We start from the raw sequence: 16741 nt of genomic DNA, 5'->3' as shown, positions 1-16741 counted from the left end.
GCGCGGAAGGCGCGGGAGCGTGTCTGTCGCTTGAACGGCGGCGGCAGGCACCCGGTTCACCTCGCGCTACAGGAAAGTGGCGAGCACCAGGACGATCGCCAGAAAGGCGAGGACCGTGGTGGGCAGGAGCCGGGCCGCTGTGCGATATCGGTCCGCTGAGTACATGCTTCGGGGATCTCCTTGGACAGGGGCGACTCGCTCAGCGGGTCAGCAGGACGGCGGCGAGCGCCAGCGCTCCGGGCAGTGCCTGGGCGACGAGGATGCGCCGGTTGGCGGTGAGGCCGCCGTACAGGCCGGCGACGAGCACGCAGGAGAGGAAGAAGACCTCGGCCCCGAACCCGGTCGGGCCCCCGCTGACCAATCCCCAGAGCAGTCCCGCGGCCAGGAACCCGTTGTAGAGGCCTTGATTCGCGGCCAGCGGAGCGGTGGTGCGGGCCAGGGACGCGTCGAAGCCGGAGAGGCTGCGCCCTGGCTTCTTCTCCCACAGGAACATCTCCAGAACCAGGATGTACACGTGTAGTGCGGCCACCAGGGCGACCAGCACGTTCGTCGTCGTCTCCATCGACGTCTCCGCTCCCTCGAACTTCACGGACTGCTGTCCCGGACGTGCGGGCGGGCGCGAAGACGGTGGGCCCGGATGTCTGATCAGGTCGACCCTCGTGCCGTCCCGCTGCCCGGGTGTCAGTCGTGCGTGGTCCGACACCGGCGAGAACGCCGGGACATGGTGGGTGCAGGAGCACTTCCGGGAAGGCGCGGCACAGCGCCCGTCGCGGGAACCGCGCGTCGTGATCTTCCGAAGGTGCGTCCGTTCGCCATGAACGTCGGGAGCACCGCCATGGTTCACTCGGTGTCCTCGCGTCCGGCACGGCGACGGCTGCCGGGCCGCCGTCACCGGCCGGGGAATGCGGCGGTGCCGTCGGCCGCTCAGCGTCCGCGGGCAGGAACACGCTTGTGCCATTCCCCGATCGCGAGTACGGCGACGAGCAGCGCCAGGCCGGCGCAGACCAGCCAGACAATGGTGTACGCCGACTCCGCGACCACCGTCGTCCGCTCGCTTCCCCCTTGCGGTGACGCCGTGACCATGGCCGACATGACGACCGCGAACACCGCGGCCGCGACCGAACCCGCAGCTGAGCGGATGGTGTTGTAGAGCCCGGAGAGGATGGCGACGGAGTCGCCGGGGGCCCGCGTGACGACGATCGACGGCAGCGTCGCCGACACCAGCCCGCCCCCGAAGCCCAGCGTGGCCTCCGTCGAACTGGTCGACCACTGGCGCGGTTACCTCGCCGACCCGCGGTCCTGCCTGCGGCACATCCTCGACTGAGCGCTCACCCTCGTCGCAGGCCGGCTGTCGGACGGGGGGCACCGGCCGCCGCGCTGAGGTGGACGTCGCCCCCGCGGCAGCCTGGCTCGTGCCCGGCCGTCCCGAAGTCGGTCAGGACGGAGCGGTCGCGGCTGGTCCTTCGGAGGATCCTGGCGGGCGTCGCGCCGTCGTCGCGGTTCCTCGCCCTGCGCGCCCACATGCCGGTCTCGTAGGCGGCGACGGCCCGGCCGAGGTCGTCGTGGTACGCCAGGCACAGGGCGAGTTCGGCGCCGTCGAGCATGGCGTGGCCGGTGCCGTCGCCGCGGAACGGGGACCCCAGGTGGGCGGCGTCACCGAGCAGGGTGACGCCGGGGGTGTGGGGCCAGGTGTGGGGCTGCGGCAGGACGTGGACGGGCCGGTGGACGTACGGGCCGTCGTTGTCCCTGATCAGTACGCGCAGCCTCTCGTGGTAGCCGGCGAACCGCTCCAGCAGTTCGGCGCGGACGGCCGCGGTACCGCCCAGGGGGATGCCGCCGGTGCGCCGTAGGCCGGGCTCCGCACTCAGGACGATGCGGGCACGGACATGCTCGCCGACCCGCCGGCCGATCAGGCCCTTGCCGTCACCCGTGGCGATCATCTGGCCGGAGCCGACGAGTCCGGCCACTGCCGGGTGGTCACGGTCGACGTGGCGGAACCACGCCTCGACGAACGTGACCCCGGTGTAGGCGGGGGAGGTGGCGCTGACCAGAGGACGGACCGCGGACCAGGCCCCGTCGGCGCCGATGACCAGATCGGCTCTGGCCTCGGAGCCGTCGTCGAACGCGAGCCGGTGGGTACCGTCGCCCTGAGGGGTGGCCGAGAGGAGTCTCCGGCCCCAGCGGACGGTGCCCGGTTCCAGGGAGGCCGCCAGCATCGCGTGGAGCCGGCCCCTGCCGAACACGGAGGGCGCGCCCACGCCCTCGTCGGGCTCGTCGGGCTCGTCGTCGACGACGAGTTCGCCCTGCGGGGTGAGCACGCGCCTGCCCGGTCCCGAAGGGTGTGCGGCAGCATGGAGTTCGGCCGTCAGACCGGCTTCGCGCAGGGCCCGCTGGCCGAGGTCCGCGTGGAGGTCGACGATGCCGGCCCGCTCGCGGACCCCGGTCGCGGTGTCCACCTCGTGCACGGTGACCTCGATGCCGTGGCGCTGGAGGACGCGGGCACAGACCAGCCCCGCCGGGCCGGCGCCGACGACGGCGATGCGAGGGGTGCGTCTGCTGGTCATGGGAATCACTCCGGTTCGGTGGTGGGCACGGGGCGGTGCGGGGGCGTACTGCCGGGCCGAGGTGTGCGGGGCCAGGCTGTGCCGGGCGACCGTGGCGGTCGTCGTCCGTTCACCTCGGACGCCGTACCGGACGACGGTGGCGGTCGTCGTCCGTTCACCTCGGACGCCGTACCGGACGACGGTGGCGGGTCGTCGTCCGTTCACCTCGGACGCCATACCGGACGACGGTGGCGGGTCGTCGTCCGTTCACCTCGGACGCCATACCGGACGACGGTGGCGGGTCGTCGTCCGTTCACCTCGGACGCCGCGGGCCTGCGCGGTTCGCCGGTTCCGGGCCCGGTCGGTGCCGGTCAACTGGTACCCGGCCTCCGGTCAGGAGCGGCTCCCCGTCGTCCCGTTCCGGCCTGCCGCACCGCGGATTCGGTGCGGTCGCACGGTCACGCCGCCCAGTGGCAGGTGCCCCGGCGCCAGACCGCGCGGATGTCGAGCGAGTGGCCGATGTGGGTGGTGGGGTCGCCGGACACAAGCAGCAGGTCGGCGCGCAGCCCTTCGGCGATACGTCCGCGGTCGTCCAGGGAGAAGCGGCGCGCCGGGGTCACGGTCGCGGCCCGCAGCGCCTCGACCGGCGACAGTCCCGCCTGGACCAGGTACCACATCTCGTCGTGGACGCTGGCGCCGTGGGCGACGCCGCCGAGGAACGGCACGGGCACGGAGGCGTCACTGCCGACGAGCAGATCGACCCCGGCCTCGTGCAGCGCCCCGACCGTGGCGAGGACGTCGTCCAACTTGCCCTGGGGGTAGCGGTCGAAGCTGCCGCGCAGCGTGGTCAGCCAGGCCTCGTCCAGCCGGGAGGCGACCCGCTCGTCGGAGGCCAGGTTCTCGCCGGTGATGCCCATCATGGAGGCGTTGAGGACCACACAGGGGACCACGAACATGCCGGATCCGGCGATGAGCTGGATGATCTCCTCGGTGTGGGGTTGGTCCATGAAGATGTGGACCAGCCCGTCGACCCCGGCCTCGACCGCCATGCGGGTGGCGTCCAGGGTGAGGGCGTGGGCGACGGTGAGCATCCCGCGCCGGCGCGCCTCGGCGACGCCCGCGTTCAGCGTGGCCTGGTCCAGGCAGGGCAGGCCGGGGTGCCCCTCGACCGTGCCGTCGTCGACCATGAACTTGATGTAGTCCGAGCCGGACTCGATGAGCTTCGGGATGAACGCGATCGCCTCCTCGGGCGTGCTCGCGAACGGCATGACCAGGTCGTCGGCGTGTCCGGGTGCCGGGTCGCCGTCGCCGCCCGGCCGCTTGCCCTCGGGGAACAGCTCGCTGGGGTGCCCGCCGGGCGGGGTGATGCCGAAGCCGGCGGACCGGACGTCGGCCACCGCGTCGTTCTGCTCGATGTGTGCCCTGCGCGGCCGGGTCTGGGCGCCCTGCATCTCCAGCTCGGTCGTCACACCGAACCGCAGCGCGAAGGCCAGCGCCTCCTCGGACGTGTGCGTGTGGGCGTCGAACAGGCCCGGCAGCAGGGTGGCGCCGCGAGCGTCGACGATCTCCGCACCGGCGGGTACCTCTCCCCCGACTGCCGCGATCACCGGGCCGTCGAGCACGACGGTGCTCTCCTCCCGGACCCGTTCACCGTCGAAGACGCGCGCGTGGGTGATGGCGGTCATGGTCATGTGGATGCCTCACTTCCGTACGGGCGGCGCCCCCGCCCATTGAATGCAATAGAGCATGCATTTGCTAAATGTGATGCATATTCTTGTGTCGTTACAGTCCGGCCCCGGTGACGGGTCAACGGACCACGAACGTGGCCGCGCGGGGCACGAACTTCGTGTCGCCGTCCCGCGCCGTCGCGAGCACCGACACCTGCCAGGTGCCCTTCGCGAGGTAGGTCGCGTCCTCGTGCGTCACCTTCAGGGTGTAGGTGCAGCGGGACGTCTCATCGGACGTGGGGCGGCACGCGGCCGTATCCACGTACTCCAGCTCCGCCTCGGTCGGGTCGAGCTTGGAACTCACCGGCCACGCAAGGACCCTGACCTCGCGGACACCCGAGTCGTCGCTCACATCCGCGGTGTACGAGAACTTGCCCGCGCCCTTGGCGGACGGAACGACGTACGCGGCCGCACCGTTCTCCACGGTCAGCTGGGTGGCACCGGAAGCCATGGCGTACCCGCCCACGGCGACGGCCGTACCGAGAACGACGGCACCGATGGCGGACGAGACGAGAACACGCTTGGACATGAGGGATCCCCCTGATGGCATGTAAAAGGTCGAGGTGAAGGGCGGGAAAGCGCGGATGAAACGGTGGTCGCAACCGATGGTCGAAGCCGGTGACCGGCCGCCTTCCCGATGTGATCGAGCCTAGGGCCGCACACCCGGCACGATCCTCACGCCGCAAGACGATTGCCGCCTCAGACCACAGACAGAGGCGTCTACACCTCAGGTAAGAGAACACGGTCCGCCTGCGGCCCGGCCCCGCTCAAGACGACCGGCGAGCGGCTGCCACCCGGCCGCCTTGAGCGGGGTGTCCCGGCGGGACGGCCCGCCCTTGGTGTGGGGCCGGGTCCGGGTCCCGGTGTGGGTCCCGGTCCGGGTCCGCCGGGGTGCAAGTCCTCGTGGTGCGGCTACCGTCCGGGTCCGGCGACGGCGTAGGCCGCGGTGCCGGCAACCGCGAGGACCAGGGCCGTCCAGGTGGCCGCGGCCGTGCCGGGCGGCGGCAGCAGCAGCAGCCAGCCAGCCGACCACCCGCGGCGGCACGCCGGTCGGCGACGGAGCGAATGCGCCGTCCGGGGCGAGCACCCACACCGCCGACGCGCTGATCACCACCGCGGCGAACGAAGCGGGCACCCGCCGCGAGCGTGCGTACAGCGTCAGCCATCTCACCGGGACGCACCGCCGGCCAGCACGTCGAGAGGGTCGCTCCCGCAGGAGACCGCGGCGGCGTGCGCCGCGCCGATCCGCGCGAGCTGTTCGGCCCGCGGCAGCGTCGTGAGTTCCCTCCACACGGGGCGGGCCAGTTCGAGCTGTTCGCGGAAGGAGTAGCCGCTGTAGGGCAGCAGTCTGAGATCCCCGAGGTCCCAGCCCGCCGCGCTGCTCTGCGCGACGGTCTCGTCGAGTGTGCCGCTCTCGCCGTCGCCGCGGGCGGGGCAGGCCGGAGCCATGCCCCGGGCGAGCAGGACGCGGGTCAGCTCCTCGCCCTCGGTGTGCACGATCGCCCAGTCGTCGAAGTCGACGAGCACGGCGTCGCGGGGCCGTTGCGGCGTGGTGCCGGGTGCCGGTACGGCGATGCGCTCTCGGACGAAGGCCGGCGCCCGGCCGCCCAGGGCGTCGTGCAGCAGGCTCAGCGCCTACCTGCCGGGGCCCGCGAGGTCGTCGATGCGTGCCCGGTGCGCTCTCGTCACGCACACCGGACCGTCGCACAGCATCGCCGCGGCGGCCTCGTCGACGACGTACGTCCGGCCCGGGTCGGAGGGCAGGACGAGCAGGGCGCCCACCGCGCCCGCCAGGACGAGTGTCAGGGCGAGCAGCCGGGCGCGCGGGGTCGCGGCGGCCAGCAGGGCGAACCCCGTCGCGGCCATGCCGAGGAACCAGAGCGCCTGCCTGAGATGCACGGAGGCGGAGAGCGTGAGAAGCACATCGCGTACCTGTGCGGCCGCCGGGGACAGCAGCGACATCCGGTGGGGCACCGCGGCCGTCGGAATCCCCACTTCCGTCGACTGCCCGCAGCAAAGTGGTGAACACCAGGGCTCCCACGGCCAGCGCGGCCGGGGTGAGCGGGGACGGCAGGGTCCGCCCGATCCCCATGCCCAGGGCGGCCCCCGCGACGAGGGCGAGTGCCCCCATCAGCGAGATCGGCAGCCATGCGAGGTGCGCGTACGTGGCGTCGGCGAAGACCTGGACCGCGCCCTGGAGGACGAGGAGCGCGAAGGCGGAGGCCGTGCGTGATGCGGGCACCCATCGCAGGAACGGCGCCGGACGTCGATCGGTTCACGACGCACGGAACTTCCCGAGGGTGACTCCCCGTCGGAGGCTCTCGCTCCCGTCCTCGGCCGGGCGAGAGGGGGCGGGCGAAGGGCGGCGGGTCACGGCAAGCGGTAGCAAGCGGCGTCAAGCGACACGACAAGGCGACGACAAGGTTTGGCCAAGGGCTTCCGGTGAGTGTCGGCCCACTCTCCCGCGCGTGCGGGGGACACGCCACGCAACACCTGAACAGGATTGGGCAACAACCATGAACGGGATCGCGGAAGCGGGGATCGCCACCCTCGCTCCAACCCGGGCACATGCCCGGCATGTCACGTCGGACCCCGACCACGACGCTTTCATCCAGGACATCTACGAGCAGTACGGGCCCTTGCTCGTCCGGTACGCCGCGCGACTGCTGGACGGGGACTGGCACAAGGCGGAGGACATCCTCCAGGAAACGGCGGCCCGCGCCTGGAAACACGCACGGTTCCTGGGCACCCGCGGCGAGCACATCCGGCCCTGGCTGTTCACCGTGACCAGGAACCTGGTCATCGACCATCACCGGGCCCGACGGCTCCGGCCGCTGGAGCTGATGCCGGTCGAGGAACTGGACGCCGCCTGGGACGGCATGGACGCCACGATCACCTCCCACGTGGTGCTGGAGGCGCTGCGGGAGCTGAACGAGCAGCAGCGGACAGTCATCCGGCTCATGTACTACCTGGAATGCAGCGTGGCTCAGGCGGCCGAACACCTCGGCATCCCGCCCGGCACCGTCAAGAGCCGTGCCTTCTACGCCATGCGGGCCCTGCGCAAGGCGTTGGAGCGGCGGGGCGTACTCGGCGAGTAGCCACGGTACGGGCACCGCGCGGCCGATGGGGCCGGCGGTCCGCACCGGCGTGCCCTCCCTCCGGCTTCCTGGCCCTGCCGTCCCTCTTCCCGTCCTGCCCGGTCCGCTCCCGCCCCGAGCGGCACCTCCCGGCCGGGAACCGTTCCGGGCGGGACAGGAAGAGGCGTTCCGCCCAGGGCGGGAGGGAGTGAACCGGTCCGGCAGCGGGGACGTTCCAGCCGTGGCAGCCGGAGCCAACGCCGATGGAGACATGGTGAACTGCGAGCAGACCAGGGAAGAGCCGGCCGTCCAGGCCCTGCTCGGGTACCGGCACGGCGGGCTGGACGCCGAGCACTCCGTGCACCTCGGCCACTGTGCCGAGTGCTCGGCCGAACGGCAGCGGCTCGCCGATGTGACCCTGCTGCTCCAGAGCGTCGGTCTGTGCGCATTCGAAGAACTTCCGTCAACCGGCGCCGGGACCGCTCCGAGGAGAACGCCGGGGCCGCACGAGGCCGCCGCCGACGCCCGGGACCACTGGCACCCGCGAGCAGGTCGCACCCGGCACGGCACGGCCGACCGGATGTCGAGGGCCACCGGGCCCCACTTTTGTCCGGAGCTCTAAGTCCAAGAGCTCCGGGCCCCCGACCGAAGGCCGGTGCAGTGCCGAAGGCCGGTGCGGTGCCGAAGGCCGGTGCGGTGCCGGGCGTGGTCCCTCGAACCGGGACCGGGAACTCTTCCTCGTGCCGGGTGAACCGGTCGCCGAGTGCCGTCGTTGTCGGGGTACGGGCAGCGGGACCGGCCCGGTGCACCAAGGCATCACCGCCACATGACGCCTCGTCACATACCGGCCCCCGGCCCACCGTCGGGTGCGGCCTTCCCGACCGCGTGCGGCAGCCCAGGCCGGGGTCTCCTCGTACGCCGGCGGGGTGTTCGAGGACATGATCGACCGTCAGTCGTTCCGGCTGGCGGGGATGGCCGAGATCGGTGAGCGGGATCTGACGCTGCTGCTGCCGCAGGACGTCGGGGACGCGGCGGCCGCCCCCGGTGCGGCCGAGGACTGTGAGGCCGAACCGAGCCCGCTGGAACGGCTGGACTCCATGGTGGGCCTGGGCGCGGTCAAGCACGACGTCAACGACCTGGTCAGTCTGTTGTCCAACGCCCGGCAGCGGGCAGCGGCCGGGCTGCCCGCCCCGCGCATCAGTCACCATCTGGTCTTCACCGGGCCGCCCGGCACCGGAAAGACCACCGTGGCCCGGCTGTACGCGGAACTGCTGCACTCCCTCGGTGTGCTGCCCGCCGCCCGGCTGGTGGAGGTCACGCGGGCGGATCTGGTGGGCCAGTACGTCGGGCACACCGCGCAGCTGACCAAGGAGGTCTTCACCAGCGCGCTGGGCGGAGTGCTGTTCTTCGACGAGGCGTACACCCTCACGCCCGAGGGTGCCTCCGGCAACGGCTTCGGGCGCGAAGCCGTCGACACCCTGCTGAAGCTGATGGAGGACCATCGCGAGGAGATCGTGGTCATCGTCGCCGGCTACACCGAGGAGATGGAGCGGTTCCTCGCCTCCAACCCGGGCCTGGCCTCCCGTTTCTCGCGGACCGTGGAGTTCGAGAACTACAGCACCGACGAACTGGTCACCATCGTCGAACGGCACGCGTCCGCATCCGGCTACGAGTACCACCCCGACGCGCTCGCCGCACTGCACGCCCATGTGGACGGCCTGCCGCGGGACCGGTCGTTCGGCAACGGCCGGCTCGCCCGGAAGCTGCTGGAGAAAATGGTGACCCGGCAGGCGCGACGGCTGGCCGACCTGGAACTGCCCAGCGTCGGCGACCTGCGCACCCTGCTGCCGGAGGACCTGCCGACGGGGGTGCCCGCGGCCGTTGGCGGCCGGGTGCGGCACAGCGGGGCCGTGCTCTGATCCCAGTACGGCGGTGCGGGGTGAGCCGCAGCGCGGCCCTCGGCAGGCGTGCCGCCCGCCGGGGCCGTGGGCTCCGGCGGGCGGCACGCCTGCCCTGCCCGCGATCCTGCGCACGCGGGCCGCGTAGAGGCCCCAGGCCACGCACAGCAGGACCGTGGCGACCGCCACCAGGCGCAGGCCGCGCTCGTGGTACCAGCTGTGGTAGACGTAGGCGGCGACGGTGAGCATGAAAAGGCACAGCGCGGCGACGCACCCCGCCGTGGGATGACGGTAGGCGAGCAGCAGACCGGCGCCGCCGAGCAGTTCCAGCAGGCCGATGACCCGGCACGCGGCAGGGGAGAAACCGCACGCGGCGGCGGGGGTGAGCGCCTGCCACCGGCCCAGCATCTGTCCCGTCCCGCCGGTCAGGAAGAATCCCCCACAGAGCACGGTCACCGCCGTCAGTGCGATGTTCACTGTGGTACGTCACTTTTCCTGGTCGAGTTCCCCGGGGCTCCAACGACGACGGCACCCCGTCACCGCGGGAACGGTAGCGGGGTGCGTGTGGTTCATCGTCCGGCGAGGGGGGACCCGCCGCTCTGCGTCACTTGGCCAGGAATGCGAGCAGGGCGTCGGTGACCTCCTGGGCGTGGGTCCACAGCAGGCCGTGCGGGGCGCCCTCGACGACGGCGTAGTCGGCCTGCGGGAGCGCCTTGTGGAACGGCTCCCCGGTGGCCGCGATCGGCAGGATCCGGTCGGCGGTGCCGTGCAGGATCAGCGCCGGTACGTCGATCTTGGGGATGTCGGCGCGGAAGTCGGTGGTCCAGGTCGACACGCAGGCCAGCGAGGCGTACCAGGAGGCGCCGGCTGCGACGTTCCAGCTGTTGCGCAGGGCCTCCTCGCTGATGCGGGTGCCGAGGTTCTCGTCCAGGTTGTAGAAGTCCTGGTAGAACGCGCTGAAGTAGGCGTACCGGTCGGCGGTGACGGCCTGCTTGATGCCTTCGAAGATGCTGCCGTCGACGCCCTCGGGGTTGTCGTCGGTCTTGAGCAGGAACGGTTCCAGGGAGGCGAGGAAGGCGGCCTTGGCGATCCGGGCGGAGCCGTAGGTGCCGAGGTAGCGGCCGACTTCGCCGGTGCCCATGGAGAAGCCGACGAGGACGGCGTCGTGGAGGTCGAGGGTCTCCAGGACGATGTTCAGGTCGGCGGCGAAGGTGTCGTAGTCGTAGCCGGTGGTGGGCTGGCTGGAGCGGCCGAAGCCGCGCCGGTCGTAGGTGATGACGCGGTAGCCGGCCGCCAGCAGCGCGGCGGACTGCTTCTCCCAGGAGTGGCCGTCGAGCGGGTAGCCGTGGATCAGCACGACCGGCTGCCCGGTGCCGTGGTCCTCGTAGTAGAGGTCGATGCTGGTGGAGTTCTCCTGGCCGACGGTGATGAACGGCATGGTGGCCGCCTTTCGTGTGGGTGTGGTTGTTGCGAGGTGGTGGTGAGGGGTGACGGCGGCCCGCGCGGGGGCGAGGCCGCCGGTCAGCGGATGGTGCGGGCGGCCTGCTCCACGATGCGGGCGACCGCCGCGGGGTGGGAGACGGACACCGCGTGCGAGGCGTCGATCTCGGTGGTGCGGGCGTGGGCGCGGGCCGACATGAAGCGCTGGGCCGCCACCGGGATGTTGCGGTCCTCGGTGGTGACCAGCGACCAGGAGGGGATCGTCTTCCAGGCGGCCTTCGTGGACTTCTCCTCCAGCGCGGCGGCGGCGATCGGGCGCTGCCCGGCGGCCATGAGCCGTGCCTTGTCCGCCGGTACGTCCGCGGCGAACTGCTGGCGGAACTTGTCCGGCTTGATGTAGACGTCGGCGCCCTGGCTGCCGTCCGGCAGGGTGTAGTTCACCGTGGCGACCACCTGGCCGAGGGTGCTGCCGGGGAACTTGCCTGTCAGTCCGAGCGAGCTCTCGCCGGTGTCGGGCAGGAACGCCGCGATGTAGACGAGTGCCTTGACCTTTCCCTCCAGTCCCGCGGCGGCCTGGCTGATGACGGTGCCGCCGTAGGAGTGGCCGACCAGGACCACCGGGCCGTCAATGTGGTCGACGACGCTGCGCAGGTAGGCGGCGTCGGTCGCCGGTCCGCGCAGCGGGTTGGCGGCGGCCACCACCGGGTAGCCGGCGCGCCGCAGCCGTTCTTCGACCCCGTCCCAGCTGGAGGCGTCGGCGAACGCGCCGTGCTCCAGCACGATGGTCGGCCGGTCCTGGTGGCGGGGCTCCGTCCCGGCCGTGGCGGGGAGGGTGAGGGCGGTGACGGCCAGGCCGGCGGCTGCGGTGACGCCGAGCAGGGCAGAGCGGCGGGTCGGGCGGGTGATGCGCATCGTGGGCTTCCTTCTGTCCTCGGGCTGTCGCCCCTGGTCGGGTCGGGCCGGCGAAGCGGACCCCGCCTCACCAAGAAACACAGCGTCAAATTCAGTTGTGTACAACTGAATTGCATACAACCGATTGGGTCTGCATGGTCGTGGAATCGGCACCGCCCGGGCGCACAAGCCCCCTTACGGAGCGTCAGCCCTGCCGGACGGGCGTTGCCGCGGCCGACGGGGCGGCCGGGCCGTCCCTGGTATGGGTGCCGGACCGGCCGGCGGGCAGCGATCTCACGAGAACCGCCCGAGAGCGCCGCCCGACACGGACGTGGACGTGTGCGGGTGGGCCGGGAACGTCTCCCGCTCCCCGCGGGCGCCGGCCGTCTCCTGGAGGCGTGCGGCGAAGGCCCGCGGGGGCGCGGGGCAGCAGCCCTCCAGCCTGCACCAGTGCCGGTAGAGGGCGTACAGCCCGGACTGCACGCCACCGGTCCCGGACGGTGCGTCGGCGCGGTGCTCGGCGAGGAAGCGACCGACGTGGTCCTCGGTGTCGACGTAGGCGGCGGTGGCCTGCCGCACCAAGGACGGGCCGGTGAGGTCACGCGATCCGCGCGCGTAGTGGCCGGCGCCGGTGACCAGTCGGTGCAGGATGCCGGGCCCTTCCTCGGCCACGAGGACCTCCGCCAGGTTGTCCAGCCGTCGCTCGTCCGTCACCACGTGCCGGAAGGGGATGACCCGGATGCGCCGCCACAGGGCCGGATCGCCCACCGACACCTCCGGCCGGTGGTTGCCGACCCGCCAGAGCTTGTGCGTCGGGTCGAAGCCGAAGATTCCCTGGCCGCTGCGCCGCGCCTTGATCCGGTCGCCGCCGGTGAGGAAGGTCGCGCGCGCCGCGTCGAGGCGGTCACCGAAACGCGGCTCCGCGCAGACGACCACCCGGCGCCCTTGCAGTTCCGCCAGGTCGGTGGGGTGTTCCTCGTACTCGTGAGCCATCAGGAAGCCCGGCGGGGCAGCATCGGCGTAGTCGCCCAGCAGTCTCAGCACCACACCGAGCAGCACGCTCTTGCCGTTGTGTCCGAGGCCGTGCAGGAAGGGCAGGACCTGGGCCTCGACGTCCCCGGTCAGGGAGTAGCCCAGCAGCCGGTGCAGGTACCCGATCAGTTCCGTGCCGTCGCCCCCCTCCCCGAGGGTCTCACGCAGGAACCGCTCCCAGCGGGGGATGGGCATGGCACGTACCGGCACGGTGGTGGCACGCGAGTGCAGATGGCGCTCGGGGTCGGGGGGACTCACCTCGCCCGTGGCCAGGTCCACCACCCCGCCCGGGGTGCACAGGCTGTGCGGGTCCGCGTCGAGCAGGGCGGCCGACAGCACCATGGCGGGCGCGGCCTGGACCTGTTCAAGCATGGCTCTGATGGCGGGTGTCGACAGGGACTGGCGCCGGTGCCGGCGCAGCGCGGCGTCCGTGTGCCGGCCCGTGGGGTCCGTCTCCGCCAGGGCTTCGGCCAGTGCTCCGGCGGCCCACAGCACGCTCTCGCTGTCGTCGGCTTCCCACCGGTGGCCGGACCAGCGGTACCAGCCGAGGCCGGGCACGTGTCGGAAGTCGTGCCGGTGGCGGTCGGCGAAGAGTTTGGCGTTGCCCCGGTAGCTCAGGCTGTCGGGAGTGAGCCCAGGGTCACCGCGGTTCACCAGGTGTGCGCCGCGTTCCCCGCCACCCCGGGCCGGTGGCACGGAGCCGCCGGCCCAGGAGGCAGGGGCGGTTGCGCCCCGTGGTGTCCGCACGACGAAGGCGGCAAAGGGCTCGGATGCACGGGTCACTGCGTACTCCTCTCGGCAAGAGTTGACGGCCCGTCGGCGGTCCTCGGGACGGCGGTACAGGCAAACCGGACGGATACGGGGGGACACCCGGGGCGGCGGCGGGTGGCACCGGGCCGCCACGCTGCGGCCGACGCCCGGCGGCGGGGCGGCAATCCACCCGGCCGCCACGATGGCGCCCTTCCTCCTGCCCAACGACCGCAGAACGGATCCGGTTCACCTGTGTCGTCCGGGAAATACCCACGCCCCGGGACCGGACCGGCCAATGCCGTGCCGTCCACGGGACCGGCCGGGCCGGCAACACGGAACCGGCCGGGCCGAGAACACCGGAAGTGCGGGACACGAGGGGGTGAACCGCACCCCGACAGCCGTCGTACAGCCGGATGAGGAGGTACGGCAGTACCTGGTGGCACCCGCGCGCCCCGCGGTACGCCGCGCGGGGAGCACCCTGCTGCAGACACCGGCGGATGCCGCCAACAGCACACACCGGCATCCGCCACACCACGCTCGCGTCACCAGGGAGATACCCGACCCATGCCTTCCAGCGCCTCGGCGGCAAGTCCCCGGTCCCGGTCCTGCTGCACGCGTCGGACCCGCTGTCCGACGCGGGGGTCAGGGCCCACCTGGCCGACCAGCGGGCGGTCGCGCTGGTCGGTGACATCTCCCGGCCAGGCACGGTGTCCTTGCTGGTGGCCGATTCCGCGGACGACGAGACGGTGACGCAGTGGTGCGCCGGCGCTGCTTCCAAGGGTCTGCGCGCGGTGCTGGTGACGGCCCGGCTACGGCAGTCGGGGCTGGCGGACATCATCGCCGGCGGGATCGGGGCGGTGGCGTGGCGGCACGAGGCGACCGGGCCCCGGCTGGTACGGGCCGTGACCGCCGTGGCCCGCGGGGAAGGGGACGTACCGGCCGACCTGATCAGGGCGCTGATGGACCACACCGGCGGCACTGCGGTGACCGGGATGTGCCGGGGAGCACCGCTCTCACAGGAGGTCTGTAGGACCGTGTTGGGGATAGGTGTCTTCACGCGACGCTGCCCGGCCACCGAGCACCGCTAACACCGGATTGGGTTGGGGACGCGGCTGGCGGGTGGTTGGCCGTTCAGCGCGGTGAACCGTTCCGGGTTTGATCGAGACTCTAGGTCGTGACTGTGACCTGGGGTTTCGTGGTTGCTCGGTAGTAGTTGGTCTCGTATTCGGCGGGTGGGATGTGCCCGATCTCACCGTGCAGTCGGCGGTGGCAGTACCAGTCGACCCATTCGGCGGTGGCCAGCTCGACCTCGGAGAGTGTCCTCCAGGGCCGACGGGGCTTGATCAACTCAGTTTTGAAGAGGCCGATCGTGGACTCCATCAGGGCATTGTCGAGGGCGCCAGGCTGTAGTACCCCGGTACCACCTGCCTGGCGCTGTTCAGTCCCCGGTACCACCGGACGCGGCAGATCGCGGACTTAGTGTGACGGAGGAGGCGTCAGGCGTGCAGGGCGCGCCGGAGTCCGAAAGAGGGAACGCGAATGATCGAGGCACAGCAGCTCACCAAGAGGTACGGGGAGAAGACAGCCGTTGACGGGCTGGGCTTCACCGTGAAGCCGGGCACGGTGACCGGTTTCCTCGGCCCCAACGGGGCGGGCAAGTCCACGACGATGCGCATGATCGTCGGGCTGGACGCGCCGACGAGCGGGTCCGTCACGGTGAACGGACAGCGCTACGCCCGCCACCGGGCGCCGCTCCAGGAGGTCGGGGCGCTGCTGGAGGCGAGGTCGATCCACCCGGGCCGCTCGGCCTACAACCACCTCCGGGCGCTCGCCCTCACGCACGGCATCCCGCGCCGCCGGGTCGACGAGGTCATCGACCTCGCGGGTCTCGGCAGCGTCGCGAAGAAGCGGGCCGGTGCCTTCTCCCTCGGCATGGGCCAGCGGCTCGGCATCGCGGCCGCCCTGCTCGGCGATCCGCAGACCGTGATGCTCGACGAGCCGGTCAACGGACTGGACCCCGAGGGCGTCCTCTGGATCCGGAACCTGCTCACCTCCCTTGCGAGGGAAGGGCGCACCGTGTTCGTCTCTTCGCACTTGATGAGCGAGGTGTCACTGGTGGCCGATCACCTGATCGTCGTCGGGCGTGGACGGTTGCTGGCTGATACGACCGTACGGGACCTGGTCCGCGAGGCCGGCGGCGACGCCGTGAAGGTCGCGACGGACGACCCCGCACGGTTGCGGGACGTACTGGCCGGAGACGGCGTGGAGATCACCGGCCGCGTGGGCTCCGAGGAACTGCAGGTGACCGGGCTGTCCGCGCGCGAGATCGGGCTGAAGGCGGCCGAGCACAGGATCCCGCTGTTCGAGCTGACCACGAAGGCGGTGTCGCTGGAGGAGGCGTTCATGGAACTGACCAGGGACGCCGTGGAGTACCACGGCTCCACGACCGGCACCGAGACCTCCGGGAGCGCGGCATGAGCACCCTCACGGCAACCCCCGAGTCCCCCGAGACCGCCCAGGCCGCGCCGGCCCGTCCCGCCTACCGGGTAACCGGACGGCGCGTGCTGGCCTCGGAGTGGGCCAAAGTGTGGTCTCTGCGCTCCACCTGGATCACTCTCGGCCTGGGCCTGCTGTTCCTCGTCGCCTTCGGTGTCATCGCCGCGAGCCGCTACAAGTCCGGGATCGACTCCGGCCGCCCCATGGACGGCCACTTCGCCGACGCGACGGCCGTGAGTCTGTCCCTCTTCGGCACGAACTTCGCCCAGCTGGCCCTCGGTGTGCTCGGCGTGCTGGTCACGGCGGGCGAGTACTCCACCGGCATGATCCGCTCCACCATGGCCGCGGTGCCGCGCCGGCTGCCCGTGCTGTGGTCCAAGGCGGCTGTGTACGGGCTGATCGCGCTGGTGATCGCCACCGTCGGCGTGTTCGTCGCCTTCCTCGCAGGCAGCCAGATCGTCTCCAGCACGCCCGCCGCCATGGGCCTGGGCCACGCCGGTGTCCTGCGCAGCCTGCTGGGCGCCGGGCTCTACCTGGGCCTGGTCGGCGTGATCGGCGCGGCCCTGGGCGCGCTCCTGCGGTCCGTGGCCGGCGGTATCTCGGTCCTGGTCGCCGCCTTCATGCTCGTACCCGGACTGATCTCCCTGCTGCCCAGCTCATGGCGCGGGAACATCGACCCCTACCTGCCCAGCCACGCCGGCGAGTCGATCTTTGCCCTGACCCACGACTCGACCACCCTGTCGCCGGGCACCGGGCTCTGGGTCTTCCTCGGCTGGACGGCACTGGCGCTGGCCGGAGCGGCGTACCGGCTGCGGCGCAGCGACGTCTGAGCAGCAGCCACCCGCATCATGGCCTGGTGAACTCCGTGACCACCGAAGATCTCAGCG

Annotated in this window: 16 protein-coding genes and 3 pseudogenes; 7 read left to right on the top strand and 12 right to left on the bottom strand. The window is 71.8% G+C overall.

All coding sequences use genetic code 11. The features are described from left to right. Positions 1-199: 199 nt before the first annotated feature. Together CG719_RS32150 and CG719_RS32145 are read right to left on the bottom strand one after the other, a co-directional pair. Positions 200-562 carry a DUF1304 domain-containing protein gene (locus tag CG719_RS32150; RefSeq protein WP_100572270.1) on the bottom strand — a complete coding sequence of 121 codons (363 nt, stop codon included), beginning with the start codon at positions 560-562 and terminating at the stop codon, positions 200-202. 362 nt (positions 563-924) lie between these two features. Beyond that, positions 925-1221 carry a hypothetical protein gene (locus CG719_RS32145; RefSeq protein WP_100572224.1) on the bottom strand — a complete coding sequence of 99 codons (297 nt, stop codon included), beginning with the start codon at positions 1219-1221 and terminating at the stop codon, positions 925-927. Between CG719_RS32145 and CG719_RS37260 the strand changes: the two genes are divergently transcribed. Beyond that, entirely contained in the window at positions 1190-1324 is a 135-nt protein-coding gene (locus CG719_RS37260) for a hypothetical protein (protein WP_267895379.1), read from the top strand. The two genes, CG719_RS32145 and CG719_RS37260, sit on opposite strands and share 32 nt — an antisense overlap. 4 nt (positions 1325-1328) lie before the next feature. Here the strand turns inward: CG719_RS37260 and CG719_RS32140 are convergent, their stop codons facing one another. The 5 genes from CG719_RS32140 to CG719_RS32115 all read right to left on the bottom strand — a co-directional run bounded on the left by CG719_RS32140 (position 1329) and on the right by CG719_RS32115 (position 6265). Further along, positions 1329-2768 (bottom strand): FAD-dependent oxidoreductase, encoded by a 1440-nt coding sequence (locus CG719_RS32140; RefSeq protein ID WP_234375863.1) that lies wholly within the window; start codon positions 2766-2768, stop codon positions 1329-1331. 233 nt (positions 2769-3001) lie between these two features. Next, positions 3002-4234: an amidohydrolase family protein gene (locus CG719_RS32135; RefSeq protein ID WP_100572223.1), complete on the bottom strand. Its 1233-nt coding sequence runs from the start codon at positions 4232-4234 to the stop codon at positions 3002-3004. A 115-nt stretch (positions 4235-4349) separates the two neighbouring features. Then, positions 4350-4799: a DUF5707 domain-containing protein gene (locus CG719_RS32130; RefSeq protein ID WP_100572222.1), complete on the bottom strand. Its 450-nt coding sequence runs from the start codon at positions 4797-4799 to the stop codon at positions 4350-4352. Between the two features lie 638 nt (positions 4800-5437). After that, positions 5438-5797, bottom strand: coding sequence for a hypothetical protein (locus CG719_RS32120; protein WP_100572221.1), 360 nt, complete (start codon positions 5795-5797; stop codon positions 5438-5440). Between the two features lie 108 nt (positions 5798-5905). Next, complete coding sequence (locus tag CG719_RS32115) at positions 5906-6265, bottom strand: hypothetical protein (RefSeq protein WP_159025001.1); 360 nt, start codon at positions 6263-6265, stop codon at positions 5906-5908. 521 nt (positions 6266-6786) lie between these two features. Between CG719_RS32115 and CG719_RS32110 the strand changes: the two genes are divergently transcribed. From CG719_RS32110 to CG719_RS32100, 3 genes and pseudogenes are all read left to right on the top strand, one after another. Then, complete coding sequence (locus tag CG719_RS32110; protein WP_100572219.1) at positions 6787-7368, top strand: sigma-70 family RNA polymerase sigma factor; 582 nt, start codon at positions 6787-6789, stop codon at positions 7366-7368. A gap of 220 nt (positions 7369-7588) precedes the next feature. Then, entirely contained in the window at positions 7589-7969 is a 381-nt protein-coding gene (locus CG719_RS32105) for a hypothetical protein (protein WP_159025000.1), read from the top strand. 295 nt (positions 7970-8264) lie between these two features. Further along, positions 8265-9266, top strand: a pseudogene (locus CG719_RS32100) (AAA family ATPase); the annotation flags it as partial. A 141-nt stretch (positions 9267-9407) separates the two neighbouring features. On the opposite strand, the pseudogene CG719_RS37640 reads toward CG719_RS32100, so the two are convergent. The 4 genes and pseudogenes from CG719_RS37640 to CG719_RS32080 all read right to left on the bottom strand — a co-directional run. Further along, positions 9408-9695 (bottom strand): annotated as a pseudogene (locus CG719_RS37640) (DoxX family protein); the annotation flags it as partial. Positions 9696-9849: 154 nt separating this feature from the next. Then, the gene (locus tag CG719_RS32090; protein ID WP_100572217.1) at positions 9850-10683 is read right to left on the bottom strand and encodes an alpha/beta fold hydrolase; all 834 of its coding nucleotides are present in this window, start codon (positions 10681-10683) and stop codon (positions 9850-9852) included. Between the two features lie 83 nt (positions 10684-10766). After that, positions 10767-11597, bottom strand: a complete 831-nt coding sequence (locus tag CG719_RS32085) for an alpha/beta fold hydrolase (protein WP_100572216.1) — start codon at positions 11595-11597, stop codon at positions 10767-10769. Positions 11598-11870: 273 nt separating this feature from the next. Next, positions 11871-13391: a DNA primase family protein gene (locus CG719_RS32080; protein WP_234375862.1), complete on the bottom strand. Its 1521-nt coding sequence runs from the start codon at positions 13389-13391 to the stop codon at positions 11871-11873. A 464-nt stretch (positions 13392-13855) separates the two neighbouring features. Between CG719_RS32080 and CG719_RS32075 the strand changes: the two genes are divergently transcribed. Continuing rightward, positions 13856-14446: a helix-turn-helix transcriptional regulator gene (locus CG719_RS32075; protein ID WP_100572215.1), complete on the top strand. Its 591-nt coding sequence runs from the start codon at positions 13856-13858 to the stop codon at positions 14444-14446. Between the two features lie 79 nt (positions 14447-14525). Here the strand turns inward: CG719_RS32075 and CG719_RS32070 are convergent. Beyond that, positions 14526-14750, bottom strand: a pseudogene (locus CG719_RS32070) (integrase core domain-containing protein); the annotation flags it as partial. A gap of 147 nt (positions 14751-14897) precedes the next feature. Here CG719_RS32070 and CG719_RS32065 point away from each other — a divergent pair. After that, positions 14898-15836, top strand: coding sequence for an ATP-binding cassette domain-containing protein (locus CG719_RS32065; RefSeq protein WP_100572213.1), 939 nt, complete (start codon positions 14898-14900; stop codon positions 15834-15836). After that, positions 15833-16684 (top strand): hypothetical protein, encoded by an 852-nt coding sequence (locus CG719_RS32060; protein ID WP_100572212.1) that lies wholly within the window; start codon positions 15833-15835, stop codon positions 16682-16684. Before CG719_RS32065 ends, CG719_RS32060 begins: the two co-directional genes overlap by 4 nt. Positions 16685-16741 lie beyond the last annotated feature (57 nt).

It is taken from the genome of Streptomyces sp. CB01373 (assembly GCF_002803075.1).
GTDB lineage: Bacteria > Actinomycetota > Actinomycetes > Streptomycetales > Streptomycetaceae > Streptomyces.
This window is presented reverse-complemented; position numbering and strand designations above follow the sequence as displayed.